We start from the raw sequence: 13,316 nt of genomic DNA, 5'->3' as shown, positions 1-13,316 counted from the left end.
CGTTTAACAGGGTTTGAGACGGGAAAAGCGCCGGGCATTTTCAGCGCGGCTGTGCAGCGGCGTCAAGGAACCATGCCTGAGTGACGGTTTTTTAACGGCTGTGCTGCCAGGTTCGCGCTGCAGCGATAGCAGCGCCCGATGCAAAGTGATCGCCACACGCAGAACAGACCTGGAACCCTGAAGTGATTGAGCTCGGCGCCAGCAGTAGATAGCTTTAATACGGTGGTTCAGTAGTGATATCGGCACATTAGAATATGCATCTCATCATCCTCTATCCCATAGACCAAGCGATGCTCCGCCGTTACCCGGCGTGACCAGAATCCGCTGAGGTTGTGTTTGAGGGGTTCAGGTTTGCCGAGCCCATCGAAGGGATCACGCTGGATCGCTTTGATTAAAAGGTTGATGCGCTTGAGTCCCGCCTTATCGTTCTGCTGGAACCAGAGGTAGTCATCCCAGCCTTCTGGGGTAAAGAGAATCTTCATTCTTCAATCAGTTGCCTGGCTTTGGCTTTTCCAGCGCGAAGGCTGTTGATCGATTTGATCAAGCGCTCGGCGTTGGTGGGGGAGCGAAGCAGGTAAGCGGTTTCTTCGAGGGCGTTGTATTCGGCCAGGGAAATCATGACCACCGGTTCGCCTTTTTGACGTGTCACCAGCAGCGGAACACGATCTTCGTTCACTCGATCCATGGTTTCAGACAGGTGCGCACGGGCATTTGTGTAGTTGATGGTTTGCATGACGGGATCCTCGCTCAATGGCTGAAACGTACAGAAATACGTACGTATTGGCAAGGTGCTCCCTATGAGCGGTCGTTCTGCTGGTAACACGGGGCGGGTCTGATCTTTCATAAGGGGGCCGTGGGACTCAAAAAGGTGCTCGAAGAGGCGCTTCAAGACGATGAAACCCAGCGTAGTACTGTGTATGAAAGATGTAAGGGGCTGGCGTAGTTCAGATTGTTGCGGGATATGCCGCCAGCCACAGTTACCACCAGGCTCTCGCATCACACCGCTTGAATATCCACCAACCCCGCCTCCAGCATTTCCCGAAGCCCGCAGCCGCGCCGAGCGATGAACACCAGTTGCACGGCGTGTTCCGGCGTTTGCCCGATGGCCAGTCTGAATTGGCTGCGGGCACCGACATGCTGCAGCCAGTAGGGCTGTTCGTTGCCTTGCAGTTGCACCAGCCCCTTGAGGCGGAAGATGTCTTTGGGCAGCCTCGCCAGCCACTCGCGCAAGGCTTTGGGCGGTAGCGGGTGCGGGCTGTTCCAGATCCAGCTTTCGAACAGCTGGTCATGGCGTTCCGCCAGCGGGGTGATTTTCAGGCCGCCACGGTTGCTACGATCCGACAGCAGCAACACATCCGGCAGTTCCGCTTGTACGGTGTCGAACACCGGGGCGTGACTGCCGAGGGATGCGTGGATGCTTTGCAGTTCGGCCGGGTCGGCCAGGTCGGCTTTGTTCAGCAGTACCAGATCGGCACAGGCCACCTGGGCTCGGGACAGTCGGGCGAACTCGCCTTCCAGTGCGCTGAAGCCTGTGGCATCGACCAGAGTGATGACGGCATCCAGATGCAGGTTGGCGCGCAGTTGCGGATAGCCCAGGGTTTGCACGATGCGTTGTGGATCGGACACGCCGCTGCACTCGATAACGATCCGCTCCAGTCGCGGTTGCAGCTGCGCGAGGCTGACCAGTTGCGCCAGCAGGTCTTCCTGCACGGTGCAGCAGATACAGCCGTTTTGCAGGCTGTACACCGCGTCGGTGACCTCGGCAATGATCGCGGCATCGATGTTCAGCTCGCCGAAGTCATTGACGATCACCGCCATGCGCCCGCTGTCGGCGCGCTGGACCATGCGGTTGAGCAGGGTGGTTTTGCCGGCACCGAGGAACCCGGCGACCACCGTCACCGGAATGGTTGGAAGGTTCATCAGGCTAACCCCTCGATCACCGGAGGCTGACCTTGCCAGACGGCTTTCAGCGGAGTGTCGCTGAACCTTGACTCGCGGTCGTACACCGGTCGGCCTTCGACGAAGGTCAGCTGCACCTGAGTGCGATGGATGTAGTTGCGCGGGGCTTGGGCAAACAGGTCGCGGTCGAGCACGATCAGATCGGCGGACTTGCCGACTTCCAGGCTGCCGGTCAAATGCTCCAGGCCCATGGCATGAGCACCGTTGAGGGTCGCGACTTGCAGCGCCTGTTCCAGGGTGATCGGTTCGCCGAAGCAGTCAGGTTCCTGGTTCCACGGGTTCTGCCGGGTGATCATGGTTTCCAGCGCCAGCCACGGATCGATCGAGGCCACCGGCCAGTCGGTGCCCATGACGGCAATGCCGCCAGCGGCCAGCACCCCTTTGAAGTCGTAAATGCGCTTGAGACGTTCCTGGCCGTAGCCGGAGCGTGCGCCGCTGGCGAAGGGCGTCGGGTACCAGGCGGCCGGGGAAAACTCGGCAATCACGTTCAGTTCCTTGAAACGCTTGAGGTTGCCCGGATGCAGCAGGGTGCTGTGGGCGCACTGATGGCGAATGCCGCTGTAACCGTTGCGGCGTCGGGCTTCGGCGACCGCATCGAGGAACACGTCGGAAGCACCGTCGCCAGTACAGTGGGCGATCACTCGCAAGCCTCGGCGATCCATGTCCACCACCATGTCGGTGATGTGTTCCGGGGTCAGATTGAGCTTGCCGCGCCAGTTCGAGTCTTGCGACCAGGGGGTCATCAGGTACGAAGACTTGGGCTCCACGGTGCCGTCGAAGTGGAACTTCACCGCGTTGGCGTTCAGGCGGGCGCTGCGATAGTAATGCCGTTCGCCACTGAGCAATTCCCAACGACGGCGGACCGGAAAGATGTCGTCCTGCCAGCTGATCGCCGCTTCTACGCGCAGGGTCAGTTCACCGGCGTCATCGAGTTCCTTGAGGGCTTCCAGACGCCGTTCGCAGACATGCACGTACTTGGTCGCGGTGACGCCCCGGGAAGTCTGGAAATGTACGCCATCGCGATAAGCGCGGCGCAGTACGTCCACCGGAGTCGGCGGCATCGCGGCGTGGATCAAGGCATACGCGCCATCGATCAACAGGCCGTTGGGTTCGCCGCTCAGCTCGTCGCGCTCCATGTAACCGTTGCGCGGGTCGGCGGTGTGGCGGTCGATGCCGGCCAGTTCGAGGGCCTTGGAATTGACCATCATGGTGCCCCACATGCGGTCGAGCAGCGCTATGGGGCGGTCCGGCATTACGCTGTCGAGCCACTCGCGGCCCGGGGTCAGGCCGGCTTCGCGGAAGGTGTAACGCACCCAGTATTGACCGTAGATCCAGCCGTCACCGGGATGGGCATCGGCGTAGGCGTGGATCGCCGCGACCAGTTGCTCGGGCGTCGGGTCTTCGATGCCGACATCCAGGTCGTCGCTGTAACGCGGTGCCAGCGCCAGATCCGGGTGCGTGTGCATATCGTGCAGGCCGGGCATGCAGAAGGCGCCGTCCAGGTCGTGCTGACGGGTGTTCGGGCCGATCAGCGCGTGCAACGACTCAAGACTGCCGACGGCGATGAAGCGGCCGTCACGAATAGCCACCGCCTCGGCCCAGGGTTGTGCCGGGTCGAGGGTATAGAAACGACCGTTGTGCAGCACCAGTTCGGCGTACGGCGCGACAACGGAGTGGGTCGAATTGAATTGGTCTGAAGCGGTCACGGGAGTAAACCTCTTGATCATTGCCGGTTTGCTAAGGAGTTCGGGCACAGCACGGTTTCGTAGCAGCTGGCGAAGCCTGCGTTCGGGGACGAAGTCCCCGCAGTACAGATAAATACGATTTATCTGAAAAACCGAGTTGTCAGGTTCTACGACGGCTTCGCCGCCGAACGCAGGCTTCGCCAGCTGCTACGGGCCGCGTTAGCGGTTGGCACGCAGCGACTCGACAAAGCCGGCAATGCGTTGGCAGGCATCTTTGAGCGTGGCATCGGCCACCGTGAACGAGATCCGCACAAAGCCCTTGGCGCTGGCACCGAAGGCCTCGGCATCGAGCACCGACACACCGGTCTGGCGAAACAGCTGCCAGGCAAAGTCCATGCTCGAGAGCCCGGTACGCCGCACATCCACCAGCATGAACATGCCGGCTTGCGGGATCCGGCAATCCAGCTCGGCAATCCCGCGCAGGCTCGCGACCACCAGGTCGCGCCGGCGCCGATAGACTTCAAGTGCGTGGCTGACCACCGGCTCATCCAGTTCCAGCGCCTTGAGCGCGGCTTCCTGAATGAACCCCGGCAAGCCGTAGAGCATGCACAGCAGCAGGTTATCGAGGTGGCCGATCAAGGTCGGCGGGGCGATCACCCAGCCGACGCGCCAGCCGGTCATGGCATGGCTTTTCGACAAACTGTTAAGCACCACGGTGCGCTCGGCCATGCCCGGCAGCGAGGTGATGCTCAGGTGCGGACGGTCGTAAGTGATCTGGCCGTAGACCTCATCGGAAATCACCCACAGGTCATGCCGCCGCGCGACTTCGGCCACCGCTTCCAGTTCTTCGCGGCTATAAACATTGCCGGTAGGGTTGCAGGGTGTCGCCAGCGCAATACCACGAGTCTTGTCGGTGATCGCCGCTTCCAGCGCGGCGCGGGTCAAGCGAAAGCCATTGGACGCCGGTTGTTCGATGGTCGTGATGCGCGCGCCAGAGGCGTGGATGCAGGCTTCGTACGTCAGGTACATGGGCTCCGGCACCAGCACCTCGTCGCCCTGGCTGAACAGGCACAACGCGGTGGCGAACAGGCCGTTCTGCGCGCCGGCCACCAGCGCGACGTTTTCAGCGTTCACCGGGATGCCTTGCAGCACGCTCTGTTTGGCGGCAATCGCTTCACGCAGCAGCGGACGGCCGAGCACGTGGGTGTAGTGAGTGTCGCCCTGGCGCAAGGCCTCGACCGCGGTCTCGCAAATTGCGCTGTCGGTGGCAAAGTCCGGGTCGCCGATGCTGAGGATAATCACATCCTCGCCGCGACCGCGGGCTTCGATGGCCGCGTAATGAATGTCCCAGGCGCTGACCGACTCGCCGCTGATGCGCTCGACAAAAGGTGAATAACGCATGCTGTTCTCCTCGCTGGTAATGACTGCCAGCGTCAATTAATAGGGGGGCTTCAGGCTTGGCGCTGGGGGACTTTGCCCAGGCGCGAGAAGCCGTGTTCGATCACAAAAGCCAGGACGATGTAGACCACCGCGACCGCCAGCAACGGTTCGTAAACCCGCAGGGTCTGGGCCCGCACCAGGTTGGCGGCGCCCAGCAAGTCAGTCACGGCCACGGTCGAGGCAAGGGCGGTGGCCTTGAGCAGCAGCACCGATTCACCGACCAGGGTCGGACGAACCAGCTGCAAGGCGCGGGGCAACCACACCCGGCGCAACACCAGGAAACGCTTCATGCCGTAGGCGCGCGCCGCTTCCAGTTCACCCCGTGGCACCGCACGCAAGGCGCCGCGCAACACTTCACCGACGTAGGCGCCGACACACAGGATCAAGGCCAGCGCCACGTACCAGAAACCTTCACGCAGGTACGGCCAGAGAAAACTGCCGCGAATCGGCGGGTACGCGGCGAACAGGCTGCCGATGCCGTAATACAGGATGTAGATCTGTACCAGCAGCGGCGTACCGCGAAATACACTGGTGTAGGCGCGCATGCTGCCGCTGATCAGCCGGTTGGGCGAGAGGCGCCCGAGCGCCACCAGCACCGCGAGGATAAAACCGAAGAAGCCGGAAAGTCCGAGCAACTTCAGGGTGATGCCGAGGCCATGCAGCAGCTCGCCGGCAAAACTGTTGATCCAGGAAAAGTCCATATGGGCGAGCTCCTTAGTGCTGCGGCATCCAGCGATTGATACGCCGCTCGAACAGCCGCAAAGCCCCGTTGGACACCAGGGTGATGATGAAATAAACCGCTGCTACGGCGAGGTAGAACACCAGGTAGTGCTTGGTCGAGCCGGCCGCTTGCTTGCCCACCGAGAGCAACTCGCTGTAGCCGACGATGCTGATCAACGCACTGTCCTTGACCAGCACCAGCCAGAGGTTGGACAAGCCGGCCATGGCGAACGGCAACATGCTTGGCAGCAGCACCCGGCGCATCAGCAACCAGCGCTCGATGCCGAATGAACGCGCCGCTTCGATCTGGCCAATGGGAATGGCCAGGATCGCCCCGCGGATAATCTCTGCCGAATAGGCGCCCTGAACGATCCCCAACACCAGTACCGCCGCCACGAATCCGTTGACCGTGACCACCGGTTTGCCCATCGCCGCCATCGCCATGTTCAACAGGTCGGTGCCGGCGTAGTACAGCAACAGAATCAACAGCAACTCCGGCACCGCGCGGTACAGCGTGGTGTAGGTGTTGGCCAGGCGAACCAGCCAGCGCGGGCCCTTGAGTTTGATCATTGCCACCAGCAGGCCAATGCTCAACCCCAGTACAAAAGCCCCCGCGGAAATCTGCAGGGTCACCACGGCCCCGTGCAGCAGGGCGTTGAGCCAGCCGTCGGCGATGAACAGCTGGGTTATCTCGGACAAAGAAATCATGGCGTATCCAGTCGAATAGTAGCGCTAGAGCGGCGATTTACTGTGCAGAGATGTCGACACTGAAGAAGCGGCTGCGGATCTTGTCGTAAGTGCCATCGGCTTTCAGTGAGGCCAGTGCGACGTTGATCTTGTCCTTGAGGGCCGAATCACCCTTGCGGATGGCCGCGCCGATACCCGAGCCGAACAGCGGATCCCTGGGCGCCAGGCCTTTGTCGGCCAGACCTTTGCCTGCCGGGGTTTTGATAAAGGGTTCGATGGTCAACGCGTCGGCCAGCATCACGTCGATCCGGCCGCTTTGCAGGTCGGAGGTCATGTCGTCCTGGGTGTTGTAGTAGCGCAGGGTCGAACCCTTGGCGTAGTACTCCTTGACGAAGGTCGCGTTGGAGGTCGAGCCCTGCACGCCGATCACTTTGCCTTTGAGGCCTTCAGGCGTGGTGACCAGTTCCAGGTTCTGCTCGGCTACCCACATGGCCGGGGTCTGGTAGTACGGCTGGGAGAAGTCGATGACTTTCTCGCGCTCGGCAGTGATGCTCATGGAGTTGAGGATCACATCGATCTGGCTCGATTGCAGGGCCGGGATCAGTCCGTCCCAGGCCACTTCCTTGAGTGGGCACTCGGCCTGCATACGCTCGCACAATGCCTTGATCAGTTCCGGCTCGAAGCCGTTCCAGTCGCCATTCCCGCTCTTCATGGAGAACGGTGGGTAGGGTTCCTGGGCGATACCGAAGACGATTTTTTCGGCAGCGACGGCGTGCTGGGCCAGGACCGCGAACATGCAGCCAGCGGCGAGGGTCTTGAAGACTTGTTTCATGGCTTTACCCTTTATCGAAGTTATTGTTTTCAAGGATTGAAGCGGGTAATCAGCTGCGGTTTTCCTGGGCCATCACGAATTGCCGACAGCGCTCACTATTCGGGTTCAAGAAGACTTGTTGCGGTGTACCTTCCTCTTCCACCAGGCCTTGGTGGAGGAACATCACCTTGCTCGATACGTCTTTGGCGAAGGCCATTTCGTGGGTGACCAGAATCATCGTGCGACCTTCCTCGGCGATGCCCTGAATCACTTTCAACACTTCGCCCACCAGTTCCGGGTCGAGGGCGGAAGTCGGTTCATCCATCAACAGCACTTGCGGGCGCATCGCCAAGGCACGGGCAATCGCCACGCGTTGTTGCTGACCACCGGAAAGGAATGAAGGGAAGACGTCGCGCTTGTCCGCCAGGCCGACCTTTTCCAGCAGATGCTCGGCGTGGGCGATGGCGTCCTTGCGGTCCTCACCCAGTACGTAGACCGGCGCTTCGATGACGTTCTCCAGCACCGTGCGGTGCGGCCACAGGTTGAAGCTCTGGAAGACCATGCTCAGTCGGGTGCGCAGACGCGCCACTTGTTCGGGGTCGGCGATCAGCGGATTGCCGGCGCGGTCCTTCTTCAGGCGCACTTCTTCGCCGTTGATGCGCAGGCTGCCGCTGCATGGAATTTCCAGCAGGTTGATGCAGCGCAGCAGGGTGCTTTTGCCGGAGCCGCTGGAGCCGATCAAGGACACCACTTCACCTTCGTTGGCACGCAGGGAAATGCCTTTGAGGACATGGTGAGCGGCATAACTCTTGTGCAGAGCGTCTATCGCTACCACCGGATTTACGGAGTTGGACTGCAAGTGCAAGGGTCGTCCCTCTTGTTTTTGTCGTGGCACCGGGCATCACAGACGGGCCGTGGTGGCAATCGAGAATAGCTAATGGCACATGGGGGTCAATCGAGGGTTTTTTGCGCAACTGTGAAATTAAATTCAACAGTTGCCCGCTGAGCAGAAAGTTTTGCTGGCTATGTCTGTCGGACAATTCCCGTTATCGTGAAAGCCATCTCTACTTGTGTGATGCCAACTTATGCGTTTCCCCTCCATGACCGCGTTGCGGGCGCTGGATGCGGTGGCCCGGCTGGGCAGCGTGTCCGACGCCGCCACTGAGCTGAACCTCACGCCCAGCGCCATCAGCCACCAGATCAAAAGCCTGGAGCAGACCCTTGGTTTCGCCCTGACCGAACGCACTGGGCGCAATATCCGCATTACCTGGCAGGGTGAGCGCTATGCCCGGGACATCCACCTGCTGCTGGCCAACATCCTTGAGGCCGGCCAGCGTTTCGATGGCCAGCAGGTCAGCGGGCGGCTGTGTGTCAGCAGCCCGGCAGGTTTTGCGACGTACTGGTTATGTACCCGGATCGCCGAGTTCCAGGCGCTTTATCCACAGGTCGAACTGCAGCTGATTTCTCCGCGCACGCCGGATGACACCAGCGACAACACGCCCGACCTGTTCATCGCCTACGGGATGGGCGACTGGCCTAACCAGCATGTGCAGAAAATCGTGTCGCTGCGCTATTTCCCGGTGTGCAGCCCGCGCCTGGTCAACACCATGGGCGGCTTGAAAGCCCCGGAAAACCTGGTCGGCGCGCCACTGCTGCACATGATCGATTACTCCGATTGGCGAGTCTGGCTGGCGGCCGCCGGCGCACCGAACGTGGATGTGCAACGCGGCATTGTCTTTGCCGACGCGCATTTCGTGCAGTCGGCCTGCATCGCCGGCCAGGGCATTGCCATGGGCGACAACCTGATCAGTGGCGAGGCCTTGGCCAATGGGCTGCTGGTGCGTCCGTTCGACACCGAGATCGAATCCAACCGCGGTTACTACCTGGTCGCCGATCAGCAGAAAGTCGAGCGGCCGGTGGTGCAGGCCTTCAGCGACTGGGTCAAGTCACAGTTGGGGGGCTTGGTCGGGCTGCGTTCGGAAGTCCGTCGTGCGTTGAAAAGCTGAATTTTATTGTTTAATCGCGACGATTTTTTTTGATTGTGGCGAGGCGCTGCCTGGCACTACTGTCCTGCGAATGAAGACCTGCCGATTCACTCGCTGACCGTCGGCGCAGAACAATAAGAGGAGTGAAAGATGACCACCTGTGCCCAGTCGCTGGTTCGCTTGCTTGAAGGTTACGGCGTAGACACCGTATTCGGGATTCCCGGGGTGCATACCGTTGAACTCTATCGAGGTCTGCATGGCAGCCGTCTGCGGCATATCAGCCCGCGTCACGAGCAGGGCGCCGGCTTCATGGCCGACGGTTACGCCCGTGCCAGTGGTAAGCCGGGGGTTTGTTTCATCATCACCGGGCCCGGTATGAGCAACATCCTCACGGCCATGGGCCAGGCCTATGCGGACTCGGTGCCGATGCTGGTGATCTCCACCACCAACCGTCGCGAGCACCTGCATCTGGGGCACGGCCATCTGCATGAACTGCCGGACCAGCGAGCAATGGTCGCCGGCGTCTGTGCCTTCAGCCACACACTGCAGTCGCCGGCACAGTTGCCTGAGCTGCTGGCCCGCGCCTTCGGCATTTTCAAATGTGCCCGACCACGGCCGGTGCATATCGAAATCCCGCTGGATGTGCTTGAGATGCCCGCCGATGACCTCAACCTGATGCCGCGCAGTTTGCCCGGTGCTCCGGCCCCGGCGACCGCCTCGTTGCAGGCGGCGCTGAACCTTCTGAATGAAGCGCGACGGCCCTTGATACTGGCCGGAGGCGGGGCGCGTGACTGCGCCGATGTGCTGCAGCAACTGGCCGAACGTCTGCAAGCGCCGGTGGCGTTGACCACCAATGCCCGGGGCTTGCTGCCGGTCGGCCATCCACTGCTGCTCGACGGTGTGCAATCGTCGGCCCATGGTCGGTCGCTGTTCGATGAAGCCGATGTGATCCTCGCGGTCGGCACCGAACTGGGCGAGACCGACTACGATTTTTTCGGCTTGGGAGCACTGAAATTCAAGGCACCGCTGATTCGTCTGGACATCGATCCGATGCAGGTCATGGGCGTGCAACGGGCGCATGTCGGATTGGTGGGCGATGCTCGCGAAGGCTTGCAGGCGCTGTTGGCCAATATTGCCGCGCCGGTTCAATCCGGGCGTTGGGCGCTGGACAGTGTGCAGCGGGTCAACCAGCTCGAGCGCGACAGCTGGACAGCCAGGCAACAGGGGCTGCAAGGGCTGCTGGACCTGCTGCGAGACAGCCTGGTCGATCCGCTGATCGTCGGCGACTCCACGCAACCGGTGTATCAGGGCGCGGTGGGTTACCAGTCGCCGAAACCCAACAGCTGGTTCAACGCTGGAAGCGGCTACGGCACCCTCGGTTACGGCTTGCCCGCGGCGATCGGCGCCAAACTGGCCAAGCCCGAGCGTGCGGTGGTCGCGTTAGTGGGGGATGGCGGCTTGCAGTTTTCCTGCGCTGAATTGATCGCTGCCCGCGAAGCGGCTGTGGGCGTGATCATGCTGCTGTGGAATAACCAGTGCTACGGCGAAATCCGCGACTACATGCAGGCCCGGGAGATCCCGCCACTGGGCGTCGACATCATGACCCCGGACTTCGCGGCCATGGCCCGCAGCTTCCACATCGAACACCATGCTCCGCAAAATCCAGAGGCGTTGCGCGGGTTGTTGCTGGAGTTGGCGTCCACGACCGAGCCGGTGATGATCGAGCTGGATGCGGCGGTGTATCTGGCATCCTAGCGTGCACAACCCTCAGCGGTTACGCAGTCGTTCCTGCATAAAGTCCATGACCTTCAACGATTGATAGATAGCATTGGCCGCGAGCAATCCGAACGGGCCGCCATTCCAGTCCAGCAGGTAAGGTTTGAACAGTTGATAACGTTCGCTCTCGCCACAGACCGCCTCGGCAATCACCCGGCCGCCGATGGAGCCAGTATTCAGGCCATGGCCGCCAAACGAAGTACAGGCCCAGACGCCCGGTTCAAGCAGGCCCAGGTTTGGCATCTTGTTGGTTGAATAGCCCATCAGCCCTGACCAGGCCAATTCAATCTTCGCCGATGCCAGCTGGGGATACACCGAGACCATGTCGTGTTTGAGCATGCTGGCCAGGGCTTGCTCGTTCTGTTCGTTGCGGGTGGTGATTCGGCCGCCCCACAGCAGGCGGTCGCCCTCGACCACCCGATAGTAATCCGAGGCGCGGCGGTCATCGGAAAAGGCCGCGCCCGAGTTCAGGATGCCTTTGATCGAGTCACCCAAATGTTCGGTCAGCACCACATAGGTGGCGATTGGCAGATAGGCCCGGCTCAACTTCTGCAGTTCGTGGCCGCCGTAACCGCCGGCGCAGAAGATCAGGTCCTTGCAGCGCACACTGGCGAGAGCGGTCTGTACCGTTTTACCGGCACCTTCGCGGCGCCAGGCGAGCATTTTCGAGTGCTCAACAATCCGCCCGTTGGCACTTTCGATGGCCTTGGCCAGCCCCAGGCAATAATTCAGCGGATGGAAGTGCATAGCCTGTGGATCTTCGATGCCTTGAAAGTACTTTTCGGTGTGGGCCAGTGCCCGTACCTGCTCGGTATCGAGGAAATTCAATGGGTATCCGAAGTCGCGTTGCATGTTCTCGACGTAGCTTTTTACTGCCGCGCGGTCATCGTAGCGTTTGACCCGAATCGTCCCGGGAGACGGGTCGCAGCCCTGTAGCGCCAGTTCGGCAATGTTGCTCCTGACAATATTCACCCCCTCCACCGACATCTGGAACAAGGCCTTGGCACTCTCCAGCCCGAGCTTTTTCCGAATCGCGCCGGACCCCTGCGCCCAGCCAGGAGACACCACGCCGCCGTTGCGCCCGGAAGCGCCCCAGCCGATCTGGTGGGCTTCAAGGACGATCACCCGTTTACCGCGTCGAGTCAGCTCCAGCGCCGCGGTCAAGCCGGCGATGCCGGCGCCGATGATGCACACATCGCATTCTTCATCGGCCAGCAGTTCGGCTCTGGTTTCGTGCGGGAGCGAGGTCTGGGAGTACCAGGTTTTTGGAAAGGGCATAGTTATCCTGTAGAAGCTGCCGCAGGCTGCGATCTTGGCGATTCAATCCTCTGTACAAAGGCCAGGGAATTATCAAAATTCCCCGGCCACCCGCTTACCTCACCGTCGAATAATCAACCCCGTACCACTTGTTGGACAGCTTGGTCAGGGTGCCATCCTTGTGCATGGCGCCGATGACTTCGCCCAGCCTGGCTTTCAACTCCGGGTCACCCTTGTCGATGGCAATCGCCAGGGGTTCGTAGAACACCACGCTGCCGTCAACGGCCTTGAGCGGGTAGTTCTTTTTGACTGCCGCTTCCAGGGTGCTTTGTTGCGTGAGGATGGCGTCCAGACGCACACCGTCGCCCAGGCGCAGGTCATCCAGCGGCCCCAGCGAACCGGAATAGGTTTTCAGCTTCCCGGCTTTCACGTCGTACTTGAACGGTGGAACGTCGGTCGCTTCGATGGCCAGGGACTGGTTGAGGAAGTCCTCGGAAGTGGTCCCGCCTTCGACGCCGATGACCTTGCCGTTGAGTGCGGCACGGTCTTTCAGGGCCGAGGCGTTATGCACGGCGAACACATACGGCACGTAGTAATAGGTGGCGGGGAAGTCGAGGATCCGCGCGCGGCTATTGGTGGCGGTCATAGAGCCGACGGACATGTCCCAACGACCGTTCCATTTACCGGCGGTGATCACGTCCCAATCGGGCGTGACGAATTTGACTTCGACCCCCAGGCGCTTGGCGATTTCCTTCGAGACGTCGATATCGAAACCGTCGATTTCATTCTTGTCGTTGATGAATCCCTGCGGTGGCCAGGTGGCGGACGTAGCGACCGTCATCACTTTATCTTTGTGAATTTTATCGAGGACGGGACCGGCGTTGACGGCGCCGACAAACAGCACCGACATCAAGGCCGCGAGCGTTACAGCACGTTTATTCGTGAGCATGTCCATCTCCGTGGTTATTTATTGTTGTGGGGCTGGGTGTTCAGGTA

At 60.9% G+C, this 13,316-nt stretch carries 13 protein-coding genes; 2 read left to right on the top strand and 11 right to left on the bottom strand.

Features of this window, described 5'->3' with window-relative positions:
- Positions 1-227 precede the first annotated feature (227 nt).
- The 9 genes from AC3IUA_RS26040 to AC3IUA_RS26000 form a co-directional block, all read right to left on the bottom strand.
- Positions 228-482, bottom strand: a complete 255-nt coding sequence (locus tag AC3IUA_RS26040) for a Txe/YoeB family addiction module toxin (RefSeq protein WP_489357707.1) — start codon at positions 480-482, stop codon at positions 228-230.
- Positions 479-733 carry a type II toxin-antitoxin system prevent-host-death family antitoxin gene (locus AC3IUA_RS26035; RefSeq protein ID WP_489357706.1) on the bottom strand — a complete coding sequence of 85 codons (255 nt, stop codon included), beginning with the start codon at positions 731-733 and terminating at the stop codon, positions 479-481. The genes AC3IUA_RS26040 and AC3IUA_RS26035 overlap by 4 nt, the downstream gene beginning before the upstream one ends.
- 263 nt (positions 734-996) lie before the next feature.
- On the bottom strand, positions 997-1,920 hold the full coding sequence (locus AC3IUA_RS26030) for a CobW family GTP-binding protein (protein ID WP_489357705.1): 924 nt from the start codon (positions 1,918-1,920) through the stop codon (positions 997-999).
- Complete coding sequence (locus AC3IUA_RS26025; RefSeq protein ID WP_489357704.1) at positions 1,920-3,665, bottom strand: amidohydrolase; 1,746 nt, start codon at positions 3,663-3,665, stop codon at positions 1,920-1,922. The genes AC3IUA_RS26030 and AC3IUA_RS26025 overlap by 1 nt, the downstream gene beginning before the upstream one ends.
- A 198-nt stretch (positions 3,666-3,863) precedes the next feature.
- Positions 3,864-5,045, bottom strand: coding sequence for a pyridoxal phosphate-dependent aminotransferase (locus AC3IUA_RS26020; RefSeq protein WP_489357703.1), 1,182 nt, complete (start codon positions 5,043-5,045; stop codon positions 3,864-3,866).
- A gap of 50 nt (positions 5,046-5,095) precedes the next feature.
- Positions 5,096-5,785, bottom strand: coding sequence for an ABC transporter permease (locus AC3IUA_RS26015; protein WP_150802049.1), 690 nt, complete (start codon positions 5,783-5,785; stop codon positions 5,096-5,098).
- Between the two features lie 13 nt (positions 5,786-5,798).
- Positions 5,799-6,512, bottom strand: a complete 714-nt coding sequence (locus tag AC3IUA_RS26010) for an ABC transporter permease (RefSeq protein ID WP_489357702.1) — start codon at positions 6,510-6,512, stop codon at positions 5,799-5,801.
- A gap of 37 nt (positions 6,513-6,549) precedes the next feature.
- Positions 6,550-7,323 carry a transporter substrate-binding domain-containing protein gene (locus AC3IUA_RS26005; RefSeq protein ID WP_489357701.1) on the bottom strand — a complete coding sequence of 258 codons (774 nt, stop codon included), beginning with the start codon at positions 7,321-7,323 and terminating at the stop codon, positions 6,550-6,552.
- 49 nt (positions 7,324-7,372) lie between these two features.
- Positions 7,373-8,167 carry an ABC transporter ATP-binding protein gene (locus AC3IUA_RS26000; protein WP_489357700.1) on the bottom strand — a complete coding sequence of 265 codons (795 nt, stop codon included), beginning with the start codon at positions 8,165-8,167 and terminating at the stop codon, positions 7,373-7,375.
- Between the two features lie 220 nt (positions 8,168-8,387).
- On the opposite strand from AC3IUA_RS26000, the gene AC3IUA_RS25995 reads away from it, so the two are divergent.
- Positions 8,388-9,308 (top strand): LysR substrate-binding domain-containing protein, encoded by a 921-nt coding sequence (locus AC3IUA_RS25995; protein ID WP_489357699.1) that lies wholly within the window; start codon positions 8,388-8,390, stop codon positions 9,306-9,308.
- Positions 9,309-9,437: 129 nt separating this feature from the next.
- Positions 9,438-11,042: a 5-guanidino-2-oxopentanoate decarboxylase gene (locus AC3IUA_RS25990; RefSeq protein ID WP_489357698.1), complete on the top strand. Its 1,605-nt coding sequence runs from the start codon at positions 9,438-9,440 to the stop codon at positions 11,040-11,042.
- A gap of 12 nt (positions 11,043-11,054) precedes the next feature.
- Here AC3IUA_RS25990 and AC3IUA_RS25985 read toward each other — a convergent pair whose 3' ends face one another.
- Together AC3IUA_RS25985 and AC3IUA_RS25980 are read right to left on the bottom strand one after the other, a co-directional pair.
- Entirely contained in the window at positions 11,055-12,341 is a 1,287-nt protein-coding gene (locus AC3IUA_RS25985; protein ID WP_489357697.1) for an NAD(P)/FAD-dependent oxidoreductase, read from the bottom strand.
- A gap of 94 nt (positions 12,342-12,435) precedes the next feature.
- Positions 12,436-13,269 carry a transporter substrate-binding domain-containing protein gene (locus tag AC3IUA_RS25980; RefSeq protein ID WP_489357696.1) on the bottom strand — a complete coding sequence of 278 codons (834 nt, stop codon included), beginning with the start codon at positions 13,267-13,269 and terminating at the stop codon, positions 12,436-12,438.
- Between the last annotated feature and the right edge of the window lie 47 nt (positions 13,270-13,316).

The sequence above is a fragment of the Pseudomonas sp. KH_050 genome, assembly GCF_057838875.1.
The sequence above is the reverse complement of the archived record's forward strand: the minus strand, read 5'-3'. Positions and strand labels throughout refer to the sequence as shown.